15 protein-coding genes, 1 rRNA gene and 1 pseudogene are annotated in these 17645 nt (G+C 41.5%); 16 read left to right on the top strand and 1 reads right to left on the bottom strand.

All coding sequences use genetic code 11. From position 1 onward, the window contains the following. Positions 1 to 205 precede the first annotated feature (205 nt). Entirely contained in the window at positions 206 to 670 is a 465-nt protein-coding gene (locus J2S07_RS19910; RefSeq protein WP_307152156.1) for a hypothetical protein, read from the bottom strand. Positions 671 to 1003: 333 nt separating this feature from the next. Here J2S07_RS19910 and spoIIE point away from each other — a divergent pair, with 333 nt between their 5' ends. The 16 genes and pseudogenes from spoIIE to J2S07_RS19830 all read left to right on the top strand — a co-directional run. Continuing rightward, entirely contained in the window at positions 1004 to 3481 is a 2478-nt protein-coding gene (spoIIE, locus tag J2S07_RS19905; RefSeq protein ID WP_307152155.1) for a stage II sporulation protein E, read from the top strand. Between the two features lie 119 nt (positions 3482 to 3600). Continuing rightward, positions 3601 to 4338, top strand: a complete 738-nt coding sequence (locus J2S07_RS19900) for a vWA domain-containing protein (RefSeq protein ID WP_307152154.1) — start codon at positions 3601 to 3603, stop codon at positions 4336 to 4338. Then, a complete protein-coding gene (gene prkT, locus J2S07_RS19895; RefSeq protein WP_307152165.1) occupies positions 4307 to 5272 on the top strand; it encodes a serine/threonine protein kinase PrkT in 966 nt (321 codons plus the stop codon). Before J2S07_RS19900 ends, prkT begins: the two co-directional genes overlap by 32 nt. A gap of 202 nt (positions 5273 to 5474) precedes the next feature. Beyond that, entirely contained in the window at positions 5475 to 6905 is a 1431-nt protein-coding gene (gene tilS / locus J2S07_RS19890) for a tRNA lysidine(34) synthetase TilS (protein WP_307152153.1), read from the top strand. Next, positions 6902 to 7453 carry a hypoxanthine phosphoribosyltransferase gene (gene hpt, locus J2S07_RS19885; protein WP_307152152.1) on the top strand — a complete coding sequence of 184 codons (552 nt, stop codon included), beginning with the start codon at positions 6902 to 6904 and terminating at the stop codon, positions 7451 to 7453. The genes tilS and hpt overlap by 4 nt, the downstream gene beginning before the upstream one ends. Before the next feature lie 134 nt (positions 7454 to 7587). Continuing rightward, positions 7588 to 9585 (top strand): ATP-dependent zinc metalloprotease FtsH, encoded by a 1998-nt coding sequence (ftsH, locus tag J2S07_RS19880; protein WP_307152151.1) that lies wholly within the window; start codon positions 7588 to 7590, stop codon positions 9583 to 9585. 156 nt (positions 9586 to 9741) lie between these two features. Continuing rightward, positions 9742 to 10521, top strand: coding sequence for a type III pantothenate kinase (locus J2S07_RS19875; RefSeq protein ID WP_307152150.1), 780 nt, complete (start codon positions 9742 to 9744; stop codon positions 10519 to 10521). Positions 10522 to 10555: 34 nt separating this feature from the next. After that, the gene (gene hslO, locus J2S07_RS19870) at positions 10556 to 11437 is read left to right on the top strand and encodes an Hsp33 family molecular chaperone HslO (RefSeq protein ID WP_307152149.1); all 882 of its coding nucleotides are present in this window, start codon (positions 10556 to 10558) and stop codon (positions 11435 to 11437) included. A 223-nt stretch (positions 11438 to 11660) separates the two neighbouring features. Next, complete coding sequence (gene cysK, locus J2S07_RS19865; RefSeq protein WP_307152148.1) at positions 11661 to 12590, top strand: cysteine synthase A; 930 nt, start codon at positions 11661 to 11663, stop codon at positions 12588 to 12590. 92 nt (positions 12591 to 12682) lie between these two features. After that, positions 12683 to 13519 carry a dihydropteroate synthase gene (gene folP / locus J2S07_RS19860; RefSeq protein WP_307152147.1) on the top strand — a complete coding sequence of 279 codons (837 nt, stop codon included), beginning with the start codon at positions 12683 to 12685 and terminating at the stop codon, positions 13517 to 13519. Then, a complete protein-coding gene (gene folB, locus J2S07_RS19855; RefSeq protein WP_307152146.1) occupies positions 13512 to 13871 on the top strand; it encodes a dihydroneopterin aldolase in 360 nt (119 codons plus the stop codon). The genes folP and folB overlap by 8 nt, the downstream gene beginning before the upstream one ends. 1 nt (position 13872) lies before the next feature. Beyond that, the gene (gene folK, locus J2S07_RS19850) at positions 13873 to 14400 is read left to right on the top strand and encodes a 2-amino-4-hydroxy-6-hydroxymethyldihydropteridine diphosphokinase (protein ID WP_307152145.1); all 528 of its coding nucleotides are present in this window, start codon (positions 13873 to 13875) and stop codon (positions 14398 to 14400) included. Then, the gene (locus tag J2S07_RS19845; RefSeq protein WP_307152144.1) at positions 14352 to 14561 is read left to right on the top strand and encodes a helix-turn-helix domain-containing protein; all 210 of its coding nucleotides are present in this window, start codon (positions 14352 to 14354) and stop codon (positions 14559 to 14561) included. Before folK ends, J2S07_RS19845 begins: the two co-directional genes overlap by 49 nt. Positions 14562 to 14666: 105 nt before the next feature. Further along, positions 14667 to 15574: pseudogene (gene dusB / locus J2S07_RS19840) on the top strand (tRNA dihydrouridine synthase DusB). Positions 15575 to 15761: 187 nt separating this feature from the next. Beyond that, positions 15762 to 17252 carry a lysine--tRNA ligase gene (gene lysS, locus J2S07_RS19835; protein ID WP_370872904.1) on the top strand — a complete coding sequence of 497 codons (1491 nt, stop codon included), beginning with the start codon at positions 15762 to 15764 and terminating at the stop codon, positions 17250 to 17252. A gap of 320 nt (positions 17253 to 17572) precedes the next feature. Further along, positions 17573 to 17645 (top strand): 16S ribosomal RNA (locus tag J2S07_RS19830); the annotation flags it as partial.

Raw genomic sequence — 17645 nt, 5'->3', positions numbered from 1 at the left:
TTGCTGCTGAATTAAATATAGAATATAGATCGTAAATAAAAGCAGGTCATATATGACTTGCTTTTTTATTTGGCTCTTTTTATAATTGTGACTCTTTACACCACATCACTGCTTTTCGGCTGTGTGAAGAAAAATATAAAAATCACAATCGGAAGGGCAATAAGGAAAATGGTTCCGCTCGAAGGTCTAACCGTAGGTATATCCGTTAAAGCCATGATTGACCCTCCTTTCTTATTTTGTTTATGAGCTCCGGCTCTATTTTATAATGGTTGGAGACAATTTCATGAAATTCATTAAAGATCTTCTTCGTTCCAGGTAAAGTTACCTCACTCTTTGGCACCCCAAATATGGGCCCGGAAACCGTTAAGCTAAATCCACCATGAGAAATAAAAATGCCTAGGACATTAATTTTGTCAGTCAATAGCAAGATGACAAGAATAATATCCAACACATCGATGACAAAGCTGAGCGCTTTATTTCCATTTTTCCCCTCTGAACGCTCTCTCCCTGTTAAAGGACCTCCAATCGTTAAAGTGAAGCCGCCTGGTTCAATCAAAATTTGATTCATCGTCAATTGCCCCGTTAGAATCAACGCAGCCGTAATGATATCAAGTTCACGCTGCATTGATTTTACGATTAATAAGTCTCGTTCAGCTTGAATGTGGTTCATGATCCATAGGCGCCTCCTCGACATATCATATTCCTATCATAACGATTGTTGATGGCCAAGTGAAAATAGGTCAAGCAGCTAAACCGCGGCAAATATTTATTAATGTGTATGGCGTTTCGGCAGCACTAAATCCTGATAACCTCTTAAATATCATCAAAATAGTTTAAAATATGGGTTCTTTTGATGGTAGGGCTAAGCACTTTGTTTACTTTTCGGACATTACACAGAAAATAGTCGAACAAAAAATGGATGCTTGTCCGCTATTTTGACAAACTTTTATGGGGTTCCTCCTTATAATTATCTGCAACGATAAAAAGTAAGGAGTGTAGTTTTATGGATAAGGCTGAAAGGACATTAATCGAACCGGTAGGCGGTTTGAACTTCAAGAGACCCAAACTAGATTTTTCTAGTAGAATAACCAATCTTCAATTAAAACTCGAAACCTTCTTTTTAAAGAAAGGCTATCTGCTGTTAGTGATGGGCTTTTTGCTTGGACGAGCCCTCATATTGTCAAAACTCACCCCGTTTATCCTACCCTTTTTTGCTGCCGTCTATTTATTAAGGAGGGAGCGATCTCCTCTTGCCTTGTTAGGACTCGTAGCAGGTGCGGCAACTCTTTCCCTAACATATGCTGCCTATGCCTTTAGTGTCACCATTTGTTTCTTAATTCTTTTTCGGATTTCGACGAGATGGCTAAGGAATGAAATGAGGGCCCTGCCATTCTATGTATTTGGGGTTGTTTTAATAGGGAAGCTAGTAAAGGCCTATATCATCAGCAGTCATCTAACGCTCTATGATGGAATCATGGCCGGAGTCGAGGGGAGCTTAGGCTTTATCCTTACGTTAATCTTTTTGCAAAGTATTCCTTTGATCTTAGCCAACAAAAGAAGACAAACATTAAAGACGGAGGAAGTCGTTTGTCTCATTATTATGCTCGCTTCCATTATGACGGGAACGATCGGTTGGTCTGTCTATGATTTATCCTTGGAGAATATTACATCGCGTTATTTAGTGCTAATTTTTGCTTTTGTCGCGGGTGCTACGGTTGGATCCACCGTTGGGGTTGTGACCGGCTTAATTTTCAGCTTAGCCAATGTTTCAAGCTTTTATCAGATGAGTCTGTTAGCCTTTTCGGGCTTGCTTGGTGGCCTGTTGAAGGAAGGGAGGAAGGTTGGTGTTGCGATCGGTTTATTTATTTCAACATTATTAATTGGCATGTACGGAGAAGGGAGCATGAATATTGACAAAACCCTTCTTGAGTCAGCGGCTGCCGTGTTGTTATTTTTCCTGACTCCCCAGGCTTTAACCTCTAAGCTAGCTAAATATATTCCTGGTACGCCAGAGTTTCAAGCTGAACAGCAGCAATATATGAGAAAAATGCGAGATGTAACGGCTGAACGAGTCGAGCAATTTTCCTCGGTTTTTCAAGCGCTCTCCAATAGCTTCTCCGCCTATGATGAAATGGCGGATTGGAAGGACGAGGAAAGTCGTGAGCTTGATTATTTCCTGAGTAATGTTACGGAGAGAACTTGTCAATTATGCTTTAAAAAAGAACATTGCTGGTCAAGGAACCTTAATACAACCTATGACTATATGAAGGATCTTATGCATGAAATGGATCAAAATGATGGTGTTATTTCTGGCAAGCTTTCTCGTGACTGGAAAAAACACTGTGTCAATTCACAGAAAGTCATCAACATCATGCAACAGGAGCTAACCTTTTTCCAGGCCAATCAAAAGCTGAAAAAGCAGGTCCAGGAAAGTAGAAGATTAGTAGCTGATCAGCTACTCGGAGTGTCAACGGTCATGGGTGATTTCGCGAAGGAGATTCAAAGAGAACGGGATAATCATCATAAGCAGGAGGAAATGATTTATGAAGCCTTACAAGGATTCGGGATTGAAATTGAAAACGTAGAAATCTACAGTCTTGAGCAAGGAAATGTGGATATCGATATGACCATTCCTTTTTGCAATGGACATGGGGAATGTGAGAAGCTCATTGCTCCGATGCTGTCAGATATATTAGGAGAGATGATTATTGTGACTTCTGAGGAGTGTGCGTCAGTACCGAATGGCTTCTGTCATGTAACCTTCCGTTCGGCCAAAGCCTATGTCGTGGAGACGGGAGTTGCCCATGCCGCAAAGGATGGAGGCTTCGTGTCAGGGGATAGCTACTCGACGATTCGTCTCAGCGGCGGTAGACATGCTGTGGCAATTAGTGATGGGATGGGGAATGGCGAACGGGCCCATATCGAAAGCAAGGAAACCCTGAAGCTCCTTCAGAAGATTCTCCAATCAGGGATAGAGGAGAAAATCGCCATCAAATCCATCAATTCTATTCTATCATTGAGAACGACTGACGAAATATTTTCAACCTTGGATCTGGCGATGATCGATCTGCAAAATGCTACAGCCAAATTTTTGAAGATTGGCTCCACCCCAAGTTTTATTAAAAGAGGAACGAGTGTGAAGAAGGTACAGGCTAGCAATCTTCCTATTGGAATTCTACAGGAGGTGGAAGTGGAGGTTGTTAATGAGCAGCTCAAAGCGGGAGATTTACTCATTATGATGAGCGATGGTGTGTTCGAAGGGCCAAAGCATGTGGAAAATTATGATTTATGGATGAAACGGAAGATTAGTGAGCTAGCTACAGATGACCCGCAGGCGGTGGCTGATCTGATTATGGAAGAGGTCATTCGTTCCCGTTCGAATGCGATTGAGGATGATATGACCGTTGTGGTGACGAAAATCAAGCATAATACGCCAAAATGGGCGACAATTCCGATTAGTAAACAACGCAAAAAAGCCTAAACGATGGATCATTTCATAAATGTAATAAAAATTGCTTAAACTAATAATCTACCTTCATAGGTATATTTGCTCTTCTTCGTGACGAAAATGATAACAGTATGTGACGAGGAGGAGAAGATATGAATCCAGGTACTTTGAAACAAATTTTACTTATTACCGATGGTTGTTCAAATCAGGGGGAAGATCCCGTAGCCATGGCGGCTTTAGCCAGGGAAAGTGGAATTACGGTTAATGTCATTGGTGTGATGGAGCAGGATACGATTGATGAGCAAGGAATGAAGGAAATAGAAGGAATCGCCATGTCTGGTGGCGGAGTAAGCCAGGTGGTGTATGCGCAGAGCCTATCGCAAACGGTACAAATGGTCACGCGAAAAGCCATGACCCAAACCTTGCAAGGAGTGGTGAATCGGGAGCTTCAACAGATCCTAGGTGGATCCAAGACAGTTGAGGATTTACCACCGGAACAAAGAGGCGAAGTAATGGAAGTGGTCGATGAGCTTGGTGAGACAGTAAAGCTTGAGGTGTTGGTTCTTGTCGATACGAGCGCAAGCATGAAACATAAGCTTCCAACCGTCAAGGAAGCGTTACTAGACTTATCTTTGAGCCTTAATGCCCGTTCAGGTAATAATCAATTTGGTGTCTTTGTATTTCCCGGGAAAAAGAATGATGTCGAAAAATTGCTAGATTGGACTCCCCATCTAGAATCCTTAACAAGTATTTTTCCAAAGCTTACAACAGGAGGGATTACTCCTACAGGTCCAGCGATTAGAGAGGCGCTAACTTATTTCAAGAAAAAACGTTCACTAAGGGGTCTGTTATCTCGTGATGATGAACAGTACTTTGAAGAATCTATGTAGGTTTGTCCCAGGAACGATCATTATCGGGAAATGGCATCAAAATCGATACACCATTTTAAAGGAATTAGGCTCAGGGGCAAACGGAATTGTTTATTTGGCACAATTTCATAATCAAAAGGTTGCAATCAAAATGAGTGATAACGGAATGTCAATCACATCTGAGGTCAATGTCCTCAAATCCTTCGCAAAGGTCCAAGGGTCATCCCTCGGACCTTCTTTAATTGATGTGGATGATTGGGTAGTGAAAAATCACAATATTTCCTTCTATGTGATGGAGTATATAGCGGGACCTGATTTCCTTTCTTTTATTTCGCAAAAAGGGAAGGGGTGGACTGAGGTTCTAATTCTGCAATTGCTGAGTGACTTGCATACCCTTCATGAAAAAGGCTGGGTGTTTGGCGATTTGAAGCCAGAGAATTTAATCGTGATGGGGCCGCCCCCAAGAATTCGCTGTATTGATGTCGGCGGCACCACCATTCAAGGAAGAGCCATTAAAGAGTTTACGGAGTTTTATGATCGGGGCTATTGGGGCCTGGGGTCACGAAAGGCAGAGCCGACCTATGATTTATTTGCGGTGGCTATGATTATTATAAATACAGAATATCCGAAGCGTTTCAATAAAACATCGGGAGGCATGAATCAGCTACGGGAGCAGATAAGACAAAAGACTGCTCTTCACAAATATGAGCGAATCCTAACAAATGCGCTCCAAGGAAGATACCAATCAGCGCAAGAAATGAGAATGGACCTACTGAACTGTATGAATAGTCAGACCTCCCCCGCACAATCATCGAGAACAAAAAGGCAAACACGACCTACTGTTACGCAGACGAGACAAGCTTATCGAAAAAAGAAAGGTGGTTGGGTGGAGACATTCCTCATTATCATGGTTGTTTCCTTTTTATATTTTTTCTATATTTATAGCCAAGTATAATCGATTTTCTATCCCGATGTATCACAAGTTGGAACCTTAATTAGGTTCATTGTTGTAAATTTGATTTAGGTGATGTAAAAAGTGAAACTAACGGTAGAACTAATCGTATGTAAGAGAAGGAAAAGTTGTGATGCTCGCTTTTTTAGTGGTAAACTAGATTTGATAATGTGGATTAGAAATAAGTACTGAAGGAAGAGTACACATGCTGGAAAGAAAAATAAAGACTTTCCTCGAGAGAAAGCAATTTTCGATAGAAAATAAGGCAATTTTGGTGGGGGTATCAGGAGGACCTGATTCCCTCGCCCTTCTTCATTTTTTATGGAGCAAAAAAGAGAGCTGGAACATAAATGTTGTGGCTGCCCATATCGATCATATGTTTCGGGGGGAAGAATCGAAGCAAGAGGCGCTTTTTGTACGGGACTTTTGCCGAGAAAGGCAAATTCCATTTGAAATGAAGCAAATAGATGTCCCTTCTTATATGGAGGAAACAGGGCTAAGCTCTCAAGTAGCGGCCCGGGAATGTCGGTATCAATTTTTCAAGGAGATGCTAACCAAGCACCAGCTCTCGATATTAGCACTTGGTCACCATGGCGATGATCAGATCGAGACCATCCTCATGAGATTAACAAGAGGGGCAACGGGGAAAGCTAGAGCTGGCATCCCTTTTTCACGAGAATTCTATCATGGAGTGATTATTAGGCCGTTTCTTTGTTTAACTAGGGCTGAAATTGAAGTGTACTGTGAGGAGCATCGGCTGGAACCTAGAAGGGATCCAAGTAATGAAAAGGATGTATATAGTCGAAATCGATTTCGAAAGCTTGTCCTTCCTTTTCTACGGGAGGAGAATCCCCAGGTCCATGAGCAATTTGGACGCTTTAGCGAAGAAATTGAACAAGATGAGAACCTCCTTCTGCAGCTTACAAAAGACCAGTTGAATAAGGTAATAAAAGAGAAATCGAACAAACAAATAACAATTGATATTGCCGCTTTTGCAAAGATGCCTTTGCCTTTACAAAGGAGAGGGATTCAACTAATATTAAACTATCTTTATCAGGTAAGGCCTTCTGCACTATCCGCTTTACATATTGAAAAAATATTCTCAATTTTAAAGAATCCTTACCCTTCAGTACAATTAGATTTCCCTAATGGATTAGAGGTGGTTCGCTCCTATAATGAGTGTTCCATTCGATTTAAAACAACGATTCATCCAACATCTTATTCTTTTGAGGTAAGTGAACCGGGGGAAGTCCTCCTTCCAAATGGTGGTAGGATGAAGATGGAATTCATTCATCCGGACAAAATCGTACAGATTCATCCTGCAAATTGTCTTCTCTATATGGAAGAAGATCAGCTGCCGCTCATCATTCGTACACGAAAAGATGGAGATCGAATGGCGATACAGGGGATGAATGGAACGAAAAAGCTTAATCGGCTTTTTATTGATGAAAAAATACCTCTGCAAAAACGGCAGACTTGGCCAATCGTTACAGATAGAAAGGACCAAATTATTTGGGTACCGAACTTACGGAAATCTAATTTGTACACGGAAAGAAAGCATGATGGCAGTAAGCAAAGAATTATTCTTTTATCATATTTAAGCAATGATCTTCTAGGGGGCACAACGAAATCATGAAAAATGATATTGAAAAGATTTTAATTACTGAGGAAGAAATCCAAACAAAGATTAAAGAAATCGCCAAGCAATTATCGGAAGACTATCAGGATGCCTTTCCGTTAGCCATCGGAGTCCTTAAAGGGGCGATGCCATTTATGGGCGATCTCCTAAAAAGAGTGGACACCTATTTAGAAATGGACTTCATGGATGTTTCAAGCTATGGAAATTCGACGGTTTCTTCCGGAGAAGTAAAAATTCTTAAGGATTTGGATACCTCAGTTGAGGGTAGAAATATATTAATTATTGAGGATATTATTGATAGCGGGCTAACCTTAAGCTATTTAGTGGAATTATTCCGTTACCGTAAGGCGAAATCAATTAAAATTGTCACCCTCCTCGATAAACCAACGGGAAGAAAGGCGAATATCAAGGCTGATTATGTTGGTTTTGTTGTGCCGGATGAGTTTGTGGTAGGGTACGGTCTCGACTATGCCGAAAGATACCGTAATCTACCATATATTGGCGTTTTGAAACCAGAGGTATATACAAATAGTGATGAAGCGTAAAATACTAACATTAGGATTTACGATAGCTCACAAGTACTTATCTCAGTTTTTTTAGAAAGTGTATTTTCTTGTCTTGATATAAATCTCTATGATACTATTTAGTATAGTTTGTTGACCGTGGGAGGAGGTAAGGGATGAATCGAATCTTTCGAAATACCATATTTTATTTATTGATATTTCTTGTCATTATTGGCGTTGTTAGTTTTTTTAATGGGAATAATGAACCAACGAAAAGCATGACCTATGATCAATTTATCACCCATTTGGAGGCTGGAGACGTCAAAAGTCTTTCTATTCAGCCGGAAAGAGGGGTATATGAAGTACGTGGAAGCCTGAAAAGCTACAAGGAAGGACAGGAATTCTTAACATATGTTTGGAATAGTGAGCAATTATTAAAGCAAATTGATGAGGCAGCGGCAGCATCAAAAGTTGATGTAAAGCCTGCCAAAGAAACGAGTGGATGGGTAACCTTCTTTACCTCCATCATTCCGTTTATTATTATCTTCATCTTATTCTTCTTCCTGTTAAACCAAGCCCAAGGCGGCGGAAGTCGTGTGATGAATTTTGGGAAGAGTAAGGCGAAGCTTTATAATGATGAAAAGAAAAAGGTTCGTTTTAAAGATGTGGCTGGTGCCGATGAAGAGAAGCAGGAGCTTGTTGAGGTTGTCGAGTTCTTAAAGGACCCGCGCAAATTCTCAGAGGTTGGGGCAAGAATTCCAAAAGGAGTACTTCTTGTTGGACCTCCTGGTACGGGTAAAACCTTGCTTGCGAGAGCCGTAGCTGGGGAAGCGGGAGTACCATTCTTCTCCATCAGTGGTTCAGACTTTGTGGAAATGTTCGTCGGGGTTGGGGCATCACGTGTTCGTGATTTGTTTGAAAATGCGAAAAAGAATGCACCATGTATTATTTTTATTGATGAAATTGATGCAGTTGGACGTCAGCGTGGTGCTGGACTAGGTGGTGGCCACGATGAGCGTGAGCAAACCCTTAACCAATTGCTTGTTGAAATGGATGGATTTGGCGCCAATGAAGGAATCATCATCATTGCTGCAACAAACCGCCCTGATATATTAGACCCTGCGTTATTACGTCCAGGTCGTTTTGACCGTCAAATTACAGTTGATCGTCCAGATGTGAATGGCCGTGAAGCAGTGCTTAAGGTTCATGCACGTAATAAACCACTTGATGAATCCGTTAACTTAAAAGCAATTGCTCAGAGAACACCTGGTTTTTCCGGGGCGGATTTAGAGAACTTGTTAAATGAAGCTGCACTTGTTGCTGCGCGCCGAAATAAAAAGAAAATTGATATTGACGATGTTGATGAAGCAACAGACCGAGTCATTGCTGGTCCGGCGAAAAAGAGCCGTGTCATTTCGAAGAAGGAGCGCAACATTGTTGCCTTCCACGAGGCTGGTCATACAGTCATTGGTGTGGTCCTTGAAGATGCTGAGATGGTCCATAAGGTAACGATTGTACCACGTGGCCAAGCTGGCGGCTATGCGGTTATGCTTCCAAAGGAAGACCGCTACTTCATGACAAAGCCAGAGCTTCTTGATAAAATTGTTGGATTACTTGGCGGTCGTGTTGCCGAGGAAATCGTCTTTGGTGAAGTAAGTACAGGAGCGCATAATGACTTCCAACGTGCGACAGGCCTTGCTCGCCGCATGGTAACGGAATTCGGAATGAGCGATAAGCTAGGACCATTGCAATTTGGTCAAGCACAAGGCGGTCAGGTGTTCTTAGGCCGTGACCTTCATAATGAGCAAAACTATTCCGATGCGATTGCTTACGAGATTGACTTAGAAATTCAACGCATTATTAAGGAATGCTACGCAAAAGCGAAGAAGGTTCTTACTGAGAATCGTGACAAGCTTGATATTATTGCCAATACATTGCTTGAAGTGGAAACATTAGATGCAGAACAAATTAAGCATTTAATTGACCATGGTACATTACCGGATAGAGCTCCATCTGAAGAGAAGAAGGAGACGATTTCTACTAGCGATGATGTAAAGGTTAATATTAATGTGAAAAAGGACGAGGAAAAACAAGAGGATCCGCAATCCATTGAATTGAAGAAAGAGTCGGACTTGACGGAAGCCCCTCCTGCCTCGGATGAAGAAGAAAAGTAATGATAAAAAGGTGCTCTCAAAAAGGGCACCTTTTATGATCATGGCCCTTTTGGTCACATCCCATTTTCCTTAATGTAAGAAATCATCTATTTGTGGTAAAATGTTGGGCAGAATATGAAAAACCTCTATTGAATCTAAAATAAAGTGGTGATCCCGTTGATTTTTGTGTTTGATGTTGGTAATACAAACATGGTTTTAGGTGTTTATGATAAGGATGAGCTGAAGTATCACTGGAGAATTGAAACCAATCGAAATAAAACGGAAGATGAGTATGGAATCGTGATTAAAAGCTTGTTTGAGCATGTGGGATTAAGTCTTTCGCAAATAAAAGGAATCATTATTTCCTCTGTTGTCCCGCCAATCATGCTTGCCTTAGAGAGAATGTGTCAACGTTATTTTAACTTAAAGCCTTTAATCGTAGGCCCTGGAATAAAAACAGGTTTAGATATAAAGTATGAGAATCCACGCGAGGTCGGGGCGGATCGAATTGTTAACGCAGTTGCAGCGATTCATGAATATGGGAGTCCGCTCATCATTGTTGATTTTGGAACAGCTACTACATATTGTTATATTAATGAACATAAGCAATATATGGGTGGTGCCATCGCACCCGGGATTTATATCTCAACCGAGGCCTTATACTCAAAGGCTGCGAAATTGCCACGGATAGAAATTGCTCCTCCTGAGGGAGTCGTTGGAAAAAATACGGTTGCAGCTATGCAAGCAGGGATCCTGTACGGCTATGTTGGACAGGTTGAAGAAATTGTGAAACGTATGAAACGACAAAGTAAGGAGAAACCAATGGTTGTTGCTACAGGCGGGCTTTCTAGCTTAATTGCCAAGGAAGCTACCGTGATCGATATCGTAGATCCATTCTTAACATTAAAAGGGCTACAGCTTATTTACAAACGAAATATGGACACGCTAAAGAAATAAATAGTTAGTAGAGCATCATGAAAGGGGTAAAAGAATGGGTGATTATTTAGTAAAGGCTCTTGCCTACAATGATCAAGTGAGAGCCTATGCTGTCCGAAGTACAGAAACAGTAGGGGAAGCACAGAGGCGTCATCAGACATGGCCAACCGCATCAGCTGCCCTAGGAAGAACGCTTTCGGCAGGGGTGATGATGGGCTCGATGTTAAAGGGCGAAGAAAAGCTCACAGTCAAAGTGGAAGGGGATGGCCCGCTTGGTCCGATACTGGTAGATGCGAATGCAAAAGGAGAGGTGAGGGGATATGTTACCCATCCTCAAGTTCATTTTGACTTAAATAAGCATGGGAAGCTAGATGTGAGAAGAGCGGTAGGAACATCAGGCTTCCTCTCTGTCGTCAAAGATATTGGCTTAAGAGATTATTTTACGGGTCAGGTTCCACTCATTTCCGGAGAACTTGGGGAGGATTTCACCTATTATTTTGTAAAATCCGAACAGGTTCCATCATCTGTGGGTGTAGGTGTATTGGTGAATCCAGACAACACCATCCTTGCAGCGGGCGGATTTGTTATCCAGTTACTACCGGGTACCGATGACGAAACGATCACGGAGATTGAGGAACGATTAAAAACGATTCCTCCCATTTCCAAGCTGATTGAACAAGGCTTAACACCGGAGGAAATTCTTGAAGAGGTTTTAGGCAAAAGGAATGTACGTTTTCTTGAAACACAGCCAGTAGCCTTTAAATGTACCTGCTCAAAGGAAAGATTTGCGGATGCGATCGTCAGCCTAGGCAAGGATGAAATTGCTGACATGATTGAAACAGATGGCAAGGCTGAGGCTCAGTGCCATTTTTGTAATGAGACGTATCAATACAATCGAGAAGAACTTGAAGAACTTCTGGAAGACGCTAGAGCGTAGGGAACTTATTTTATGAAAGTGGGAATTCCCATAGGGATTGAGAATGGTAACTGGATGAATCGGGCAAAATAACGAAGACAAAACACGAGCGATTGGCTCGTGTTTTTTAATAAGGATAAAGGAAATTTTTGAAAAAATAATGATAAAAAGATTGACAATTGCCCGTGCAATTGATAAATTTTAATTAATCCAATAAAAATACTCGGAATAAGAGGTGTTTCACATGGTACGTATAGCAAATTCGATTACAGAATTAATCGGTCATACCCCTATTGTGAAGTTAAATCGCATCGGAGACGAGAATAGCGCAGATGTTTACTTAAAGCTAGAATATATGAACCCTGGTAGCAGTGTGAAGGATCGCATTGCCCTTGCGATGATTGAGGCAGCGGAAGAAGAAGGAAGGCTGAAGGCTGGAGATACAATCGTAGAACCGACAAGTGGCAATACAGGAATTGGTCTTGCGATGGTTGCAGCAGCGAAAGGATATAAGGCTGTCCTTGTCATGCCAGAAACCATGAGTCTCGAACGCCGCAATTTGCTTCGTGCTTATGGTGCGGAGTTAGTTTTGACCCCGGGACCAGAGGGAATGAAGGGTGCCATTGCTAAAGCAAATGAACTGGCTGAGGAAAAGGGCTACTTCATGCCACAGCAATTTGAGAATTTTGCTAACCCTGAAGTTCACAAAAGAACAACAGGCAAAGAAATTGTGGAACAAATGGGCGACCAGCTCGATGCGTTCATTTCTGGAATTGGAACAGGCGGGACAATCACAGGTGCTGGTTCTGTTCTGAAGGAGAAATATCCTAATATCAAAATCTACGCGGTAGAGCCTGCAGATTCACCAGTGCTATCTGGCGGTAAGCCAGGTCCTCATAAGATTCAAGGAATTGGAGCCGGATTTGTGCCAAAGGTACTTAATACAGAGATTTATGACGAAGTACTGAAGGTCACAAATGATGATGCTTTTGAATATGCTCGCCGTGCTGCAAAGGAAGAGGGAATCCTCGGCGGTATCTCCTCTGGAGCTGCGATTGCAGCAGCGTTAAAGGTTGCAAAGGAGCTAGGCAAAGGGAAAAAGGTACTGGCAATCATCCCAAGTAATGGGGAGCGTTATCTAAGTACACCACTCTACCAATTTGAAGCAGAATAGCATATATCGATAAAAAGCAATGGTCAAATGACTATTGCTTTTTATTATGGGGTGTTAAAATAGAAAAATAGGAAATAATTTGGGGGTTTATCATGTCATATCAAAGGATAGAATGTGGGCCGTACTCACTTGACTATAGTCATAAAACGTTAATCATGGGAATATTGAATGTTACTCCGGACTCTTTTTCAGATGGAGGGAAATACAGTCATATTGAACGAGCCATCCAGCATGCGAAGCAAATGGTCGAGGATGGGGCTGATATCATTGATATTGGGGGGGAATCGACACGACCGGGGCATAAAATGATCACTGTGGAAGAGGAATTAGAACGGGTAGTACCTGTTATAGCGGCGATTTCAAAGGAGGTTGAGGTTCCTTTATCAATCGATACCTATAAGTCTGTGGTTGCAAAGGAGGCCCTTAAGGCAGGGGCGCATATGATTAACGATATTTGGGGTGCCAAATATGACCCTGAAATTGCTAATGTGTCCGCAAGCTATCATGCGCCTATCATTCTTATGCACAACCGTGACAATCTAGAGTACACCCATTTTTATCGCGATGTCGTCAATGATCTATTTGAAAGTATTCAAATCGCCAAAAAAGCGGGCGTTCGAGATGATCACATCATTTTGGACCCAGGCATTGGTTTTGCAAAGGATCTCGCTTTGAATATTGAAATGATGAGGCATTTGGATAAGCTGGTGGAGATCGGTTACCCTGTTTTATTAGGCACCTCGAAAAAATCATTGATTGGACAGGCGTTAAATCTTCCGGTTGGTGAACGAGCTGAGGGGACGGCGGCAACGGTTTGCTACGGAATCCAAAAGGGCTGTCAAATCGTCCGTGTGCATGATGTTAAGGAAATAAGCAGGATGGCAAAAATGATGGACATCTTATTAGGAAAGGACAAAGCTCATGGATAAAATATTTGTGAATAAGATGGAATTCTATGGGTACCATGGTGTTTTTCCTGAGGAAACCCGACTTGGACAGAGATTTATCGTTGATTTGATGGTAGAGGCAGATTTGAGACGTGCAGGGGAAAGTGATGATCTTACCTACTCCATCAATTATGGGGAATTATACGAATTATGCAAAGGGATTGTGGAAGGACCACCGAGTAAGCTTGTGGAGGCGGTAGCGGAGAAGATCGCACGGGCATGTCTCTCTCAGTTTACTAGGGTAATGACCTGTACGGTGAGGGTTACCAAACCAGACCCACCAATTCCTGGGCATTATGAATCTGTCGCTGTCGAGATAACAAGGAGTAGATAAGTTGAAAAATAGAGCCTTCATTGCACTTGGAACAAATATCGGTGACCGCTTTCGTAATCTTTGTGATGCTATTAGTCTTCTAAATGAGGAAGCTGAGATCGAACTCGTGCGTTCCTCATCGATTTATGAAACAGATCCAGTTGGTTATACGGACCAGGATCCATTTTTAAACATGGTCATTGAAGTAAGAACATCACTTGAACCTGTAGTGCTCTTGGAAAAATGCCTACAGATTGAACATGCTCTTGGGAGAAAAAGGATTATTAGATGGGGTCCGAGAATCATCGATCTTGACATTCTTCTTTATAACCAAGAGAATATGGAAACAGAGAAGCTTTTCATTCCTCATCCTCGTTTACACGAGAGAGCTTTTGTATTGATTCCACTCCTAGAGATTAGTCCAGATGAAAAGCTACCAAGGACCAATCAATCTTTACAAGATTTTTTAGATAAAATTCCTGATAGAGAGGGAGTACGGGTATGGAAGCAGAAAAATGGGGAAGACGTATTCGCGCTTTTCGAAAACTAAAGGGTTATACACAGGAGGGCTTTGCGGAAAGTCTAGGTGTATCGGTCTCGATTTTGGGAGAGGTTGAGCGTGGAAATCGCATGCCGACGGATGAATTTATCGAACAGGTAGCGAATTTGCTACAGATTAGTATAAAGGATCTAACGCCACCGGAAGACTAACATAAAAGGAGGAGCTTAGTGCTTAAGATTGGCGATATTGAGATGAAAAATCCAGTTGTCCTAGCACCTATGGCTGGTGTATGTAATTCAGCCTTCCGCTTGACCGTGAAAGAATTTGGAGCGGGCCTCGTTTGTGCTGAAATGGTGAGTGACAAAGGGATCGTATTAAAGAATGAAAAAACGATGAATTTGCTTTATATCGATGAACAAGAAAAGCCCTTAAGCCTCCAGATTTTGGAGGCGAAAAGGAAACGCTTGTGGAAGCGGCTAAGTTTGTAGATAAAAATACAAATGCCGATATTATTGATATAAATATGGGATGCCCTGTTCCAAAAATTACAAAAGTAGATGCTGGAGCGAAATGGCTTCTGGACCCAAACAAGATATATGAAATGGTCGCAGCGGTTGTCGACGCGGTACAGAAGCCTGTTACGGTTAAAATGCGTATGGGCTGGGATCCTGATCACATATATGCTGTAGAGAATGCCCAAGCGGTCGAACGAGCAGGAGGCAAAGCTGTTGCTCTACACGGCCGAACTCGTTACCAAATGTACGAGGGGAAAGCGAATTGGGATATTATCCGAGAAGTGAAGCAGAACATTAATATTCCTTTAATCGGTAATGGTGATGTACAGACTCCTCAGGATGCAAAAAGGATGCTCGAGGAAACAGGCTGTGACGGAGTAATGATTGGAAGAGCGGCACTCGGCAATCCATGGATGATCTATCGTACGGTGAAATATTTAGAAACAGGCGAACTAATCGGTGAGCCTTCTGTGAAAGAGAAAATTGATGTATGTATTCTGCATTTAGATCGACTTATTGCGTTAAAAAGTGAATACATTGCTGTTCGAGAAATGCGCAAACATGCAGCCTGGTACTTAAAAGGGATAAGTGGGAATGCAAAGGCTCGCAACGGGATCAATGAATGTCATACAAGAAATGACTTAGTAGAGCTCCTGTATGGGCTTGTATATGAAGCGGAAGCAAAGGGACGGGCACAGGTAGGTTAAGAGATTGACTTTTATTTTTGCTTTTCTTATGATGTAAGTGAAAAACTGCCGGTACACACTGGCAGTTTTTATTATAGTGTATAGTGTCGGTTTTTCTGATATTGTGTAAAATAGAAACGTATGTATATTGTATCAATTAAAACGGATCTCATTTTTGAATACATATGGAAGATCTATAGTAATGGAGATGATTATTGTGAGTGAAGAATTAAATGACCAGCTTTTAGTTCGACGGGAAAAATTAAGTGAGCTTCGTGAAAAGGGCTATGATCCTTTTGGTAAACGCTTTGAGCGCACTCATTTAGCAGAAGAATTAATCCAGCAGTATGGAGAAATAGAAAAGGAAGAGCTTGACCAACAAGGGATATCTACTACAATTGCTGGTCGTGTCATGACAAAACGAGGGAAGGGAAAAGCAGGATTTGCCCATCTTCAGGACCTTACAGGCCAAATTCAGATCTACGTTCGTGTTGATGCGGTAGGGGAAGAACAATATGATCTCTTCAATAATACGGACTTGGGTGATATTGTCGGAGTACAAGGTACATTGTTTAAAACAAAAGTGGGAGAACTTTCTATTAAAGTTCAGGATTTTCAACTACTAACCAAAGCGCTCCGTCCACTCCCAGACAAATTCCACGGCTTAAAGGATGTTGAGCAGCGCTATCGTCAGCGTTATCTAGACTTGATAAGCAGTCAAGATAGCAGAAAAACTTTCATTACAAGAAGCAAAATCATCCAAGCTATGAGACGCTATCTCGATGACCACGGTTATTTAGAGGTTGAAACACCAATGATGCATGCGATTGCTGGAGGAGCTGCTGCTCGTCCGTTCATCACTCATCATAATGCCCTAGATATGGAATTATATATGCGTATTGCGATTGAGCTTCATCTAAAGCGTTTGATTGTTGGTGGACTAGAAAAAGTCTATGAAATTGGACGAGTATTCCGTAATGAAGGAGTTTCCACAAGACATAATCCGGAATTTACAATGATTGAGCTTTATGAAGCCTATGCGGACTACCGTGATATTATGAGTTTGACGGAGAATCTAATTGCTCATATCGCACAAGAAGTGCTAGGCACAACAACGATTGAATATGGCGAGTATACAGTTGATCTTAAGCCTGAGTGGAAAAGACTTCATATGGTAGATGCTATTAAGGAATATACAGGTGTGGACTTCTGGAATGTCGACACGGTAGAGGAAGCAAAGCAGCTTGCGAAAGAACACAATGTTGAGATTAAGGATACGATGCTCTACGGCCATATTGTAAATGAGTTTTTTGAACAAAAAGTTGAGGAAAAATTAATTCAACCAACATTTATTTACGGTCATCCAGTGGAGATCTCTCCTCTTGCCAAGAAAAATGAAGACGATCCAAGGTTTACTGATCGTTTCGAATTATTTATCGTTGCTCGTGAGCATGCTAATGCCTTTACGGAATTGAATGATCCAATCGATCAAAGAGAACGTTTTGAAGCACAGCTTAAAGAGCGTGAGCAAGGAAATGACGAGGCTCATATGATGGACGATGATTTTGTTGAAGCGTTAGAGTACGGAATGCCTCCAACTGGTGGTCTAGGAATTGGTGTTGACCGCTTAGTGATGCTATTAACGAACTCGCCATCTATCAGAGATGTATTGTTGTTCCCATTAATGCGTCATCGTTAATTTACGTTTAGAAAATGACTATAATGAATGAGCAAGGTAACCGGTCCTTGCTCATTTTTTTGTAGACAAATAAATTCTATGTTTTTTATAAAAAAGGTATTGCATCAGTTTTATTATAGTGGTATATTATTATCTGTTGTTGCTAATGATAGCAACGAAATAAAAAAATAATAAAAAATGATTGACACAACAAATCATTTTTGTTATTATAAGAAAGTCGCTTTTGAGCGAAATTGTTCTTTGAAAACTAAACAAATCATACGTCAACGTTAATTCTAGTTGTTTTAAAACAACAAAATTTTATGAGCTATATCAACTCTTTATTGGAGAGTTTGATCCTGGCTCAGGACGAACGCTGGCGGCGTGCCTAATACATGCAAGTCGAGCGATATC

The sequence above is a fragment of the Anoxybacillus andreesenii genome (genome assembly GCF_030813005.1).
GTDB classification, from domain to species: domain Bacteria; phylum Bacillota; class Bacilli; order Bacillales; family Cytobacillaceae; genus Robertmurraya; species Robertmurraya andreesenii.
Note: the sequence above shows the minus strand (reverse complement) of the source record. Positions and strands in the feature narration are given on the sequence as shown.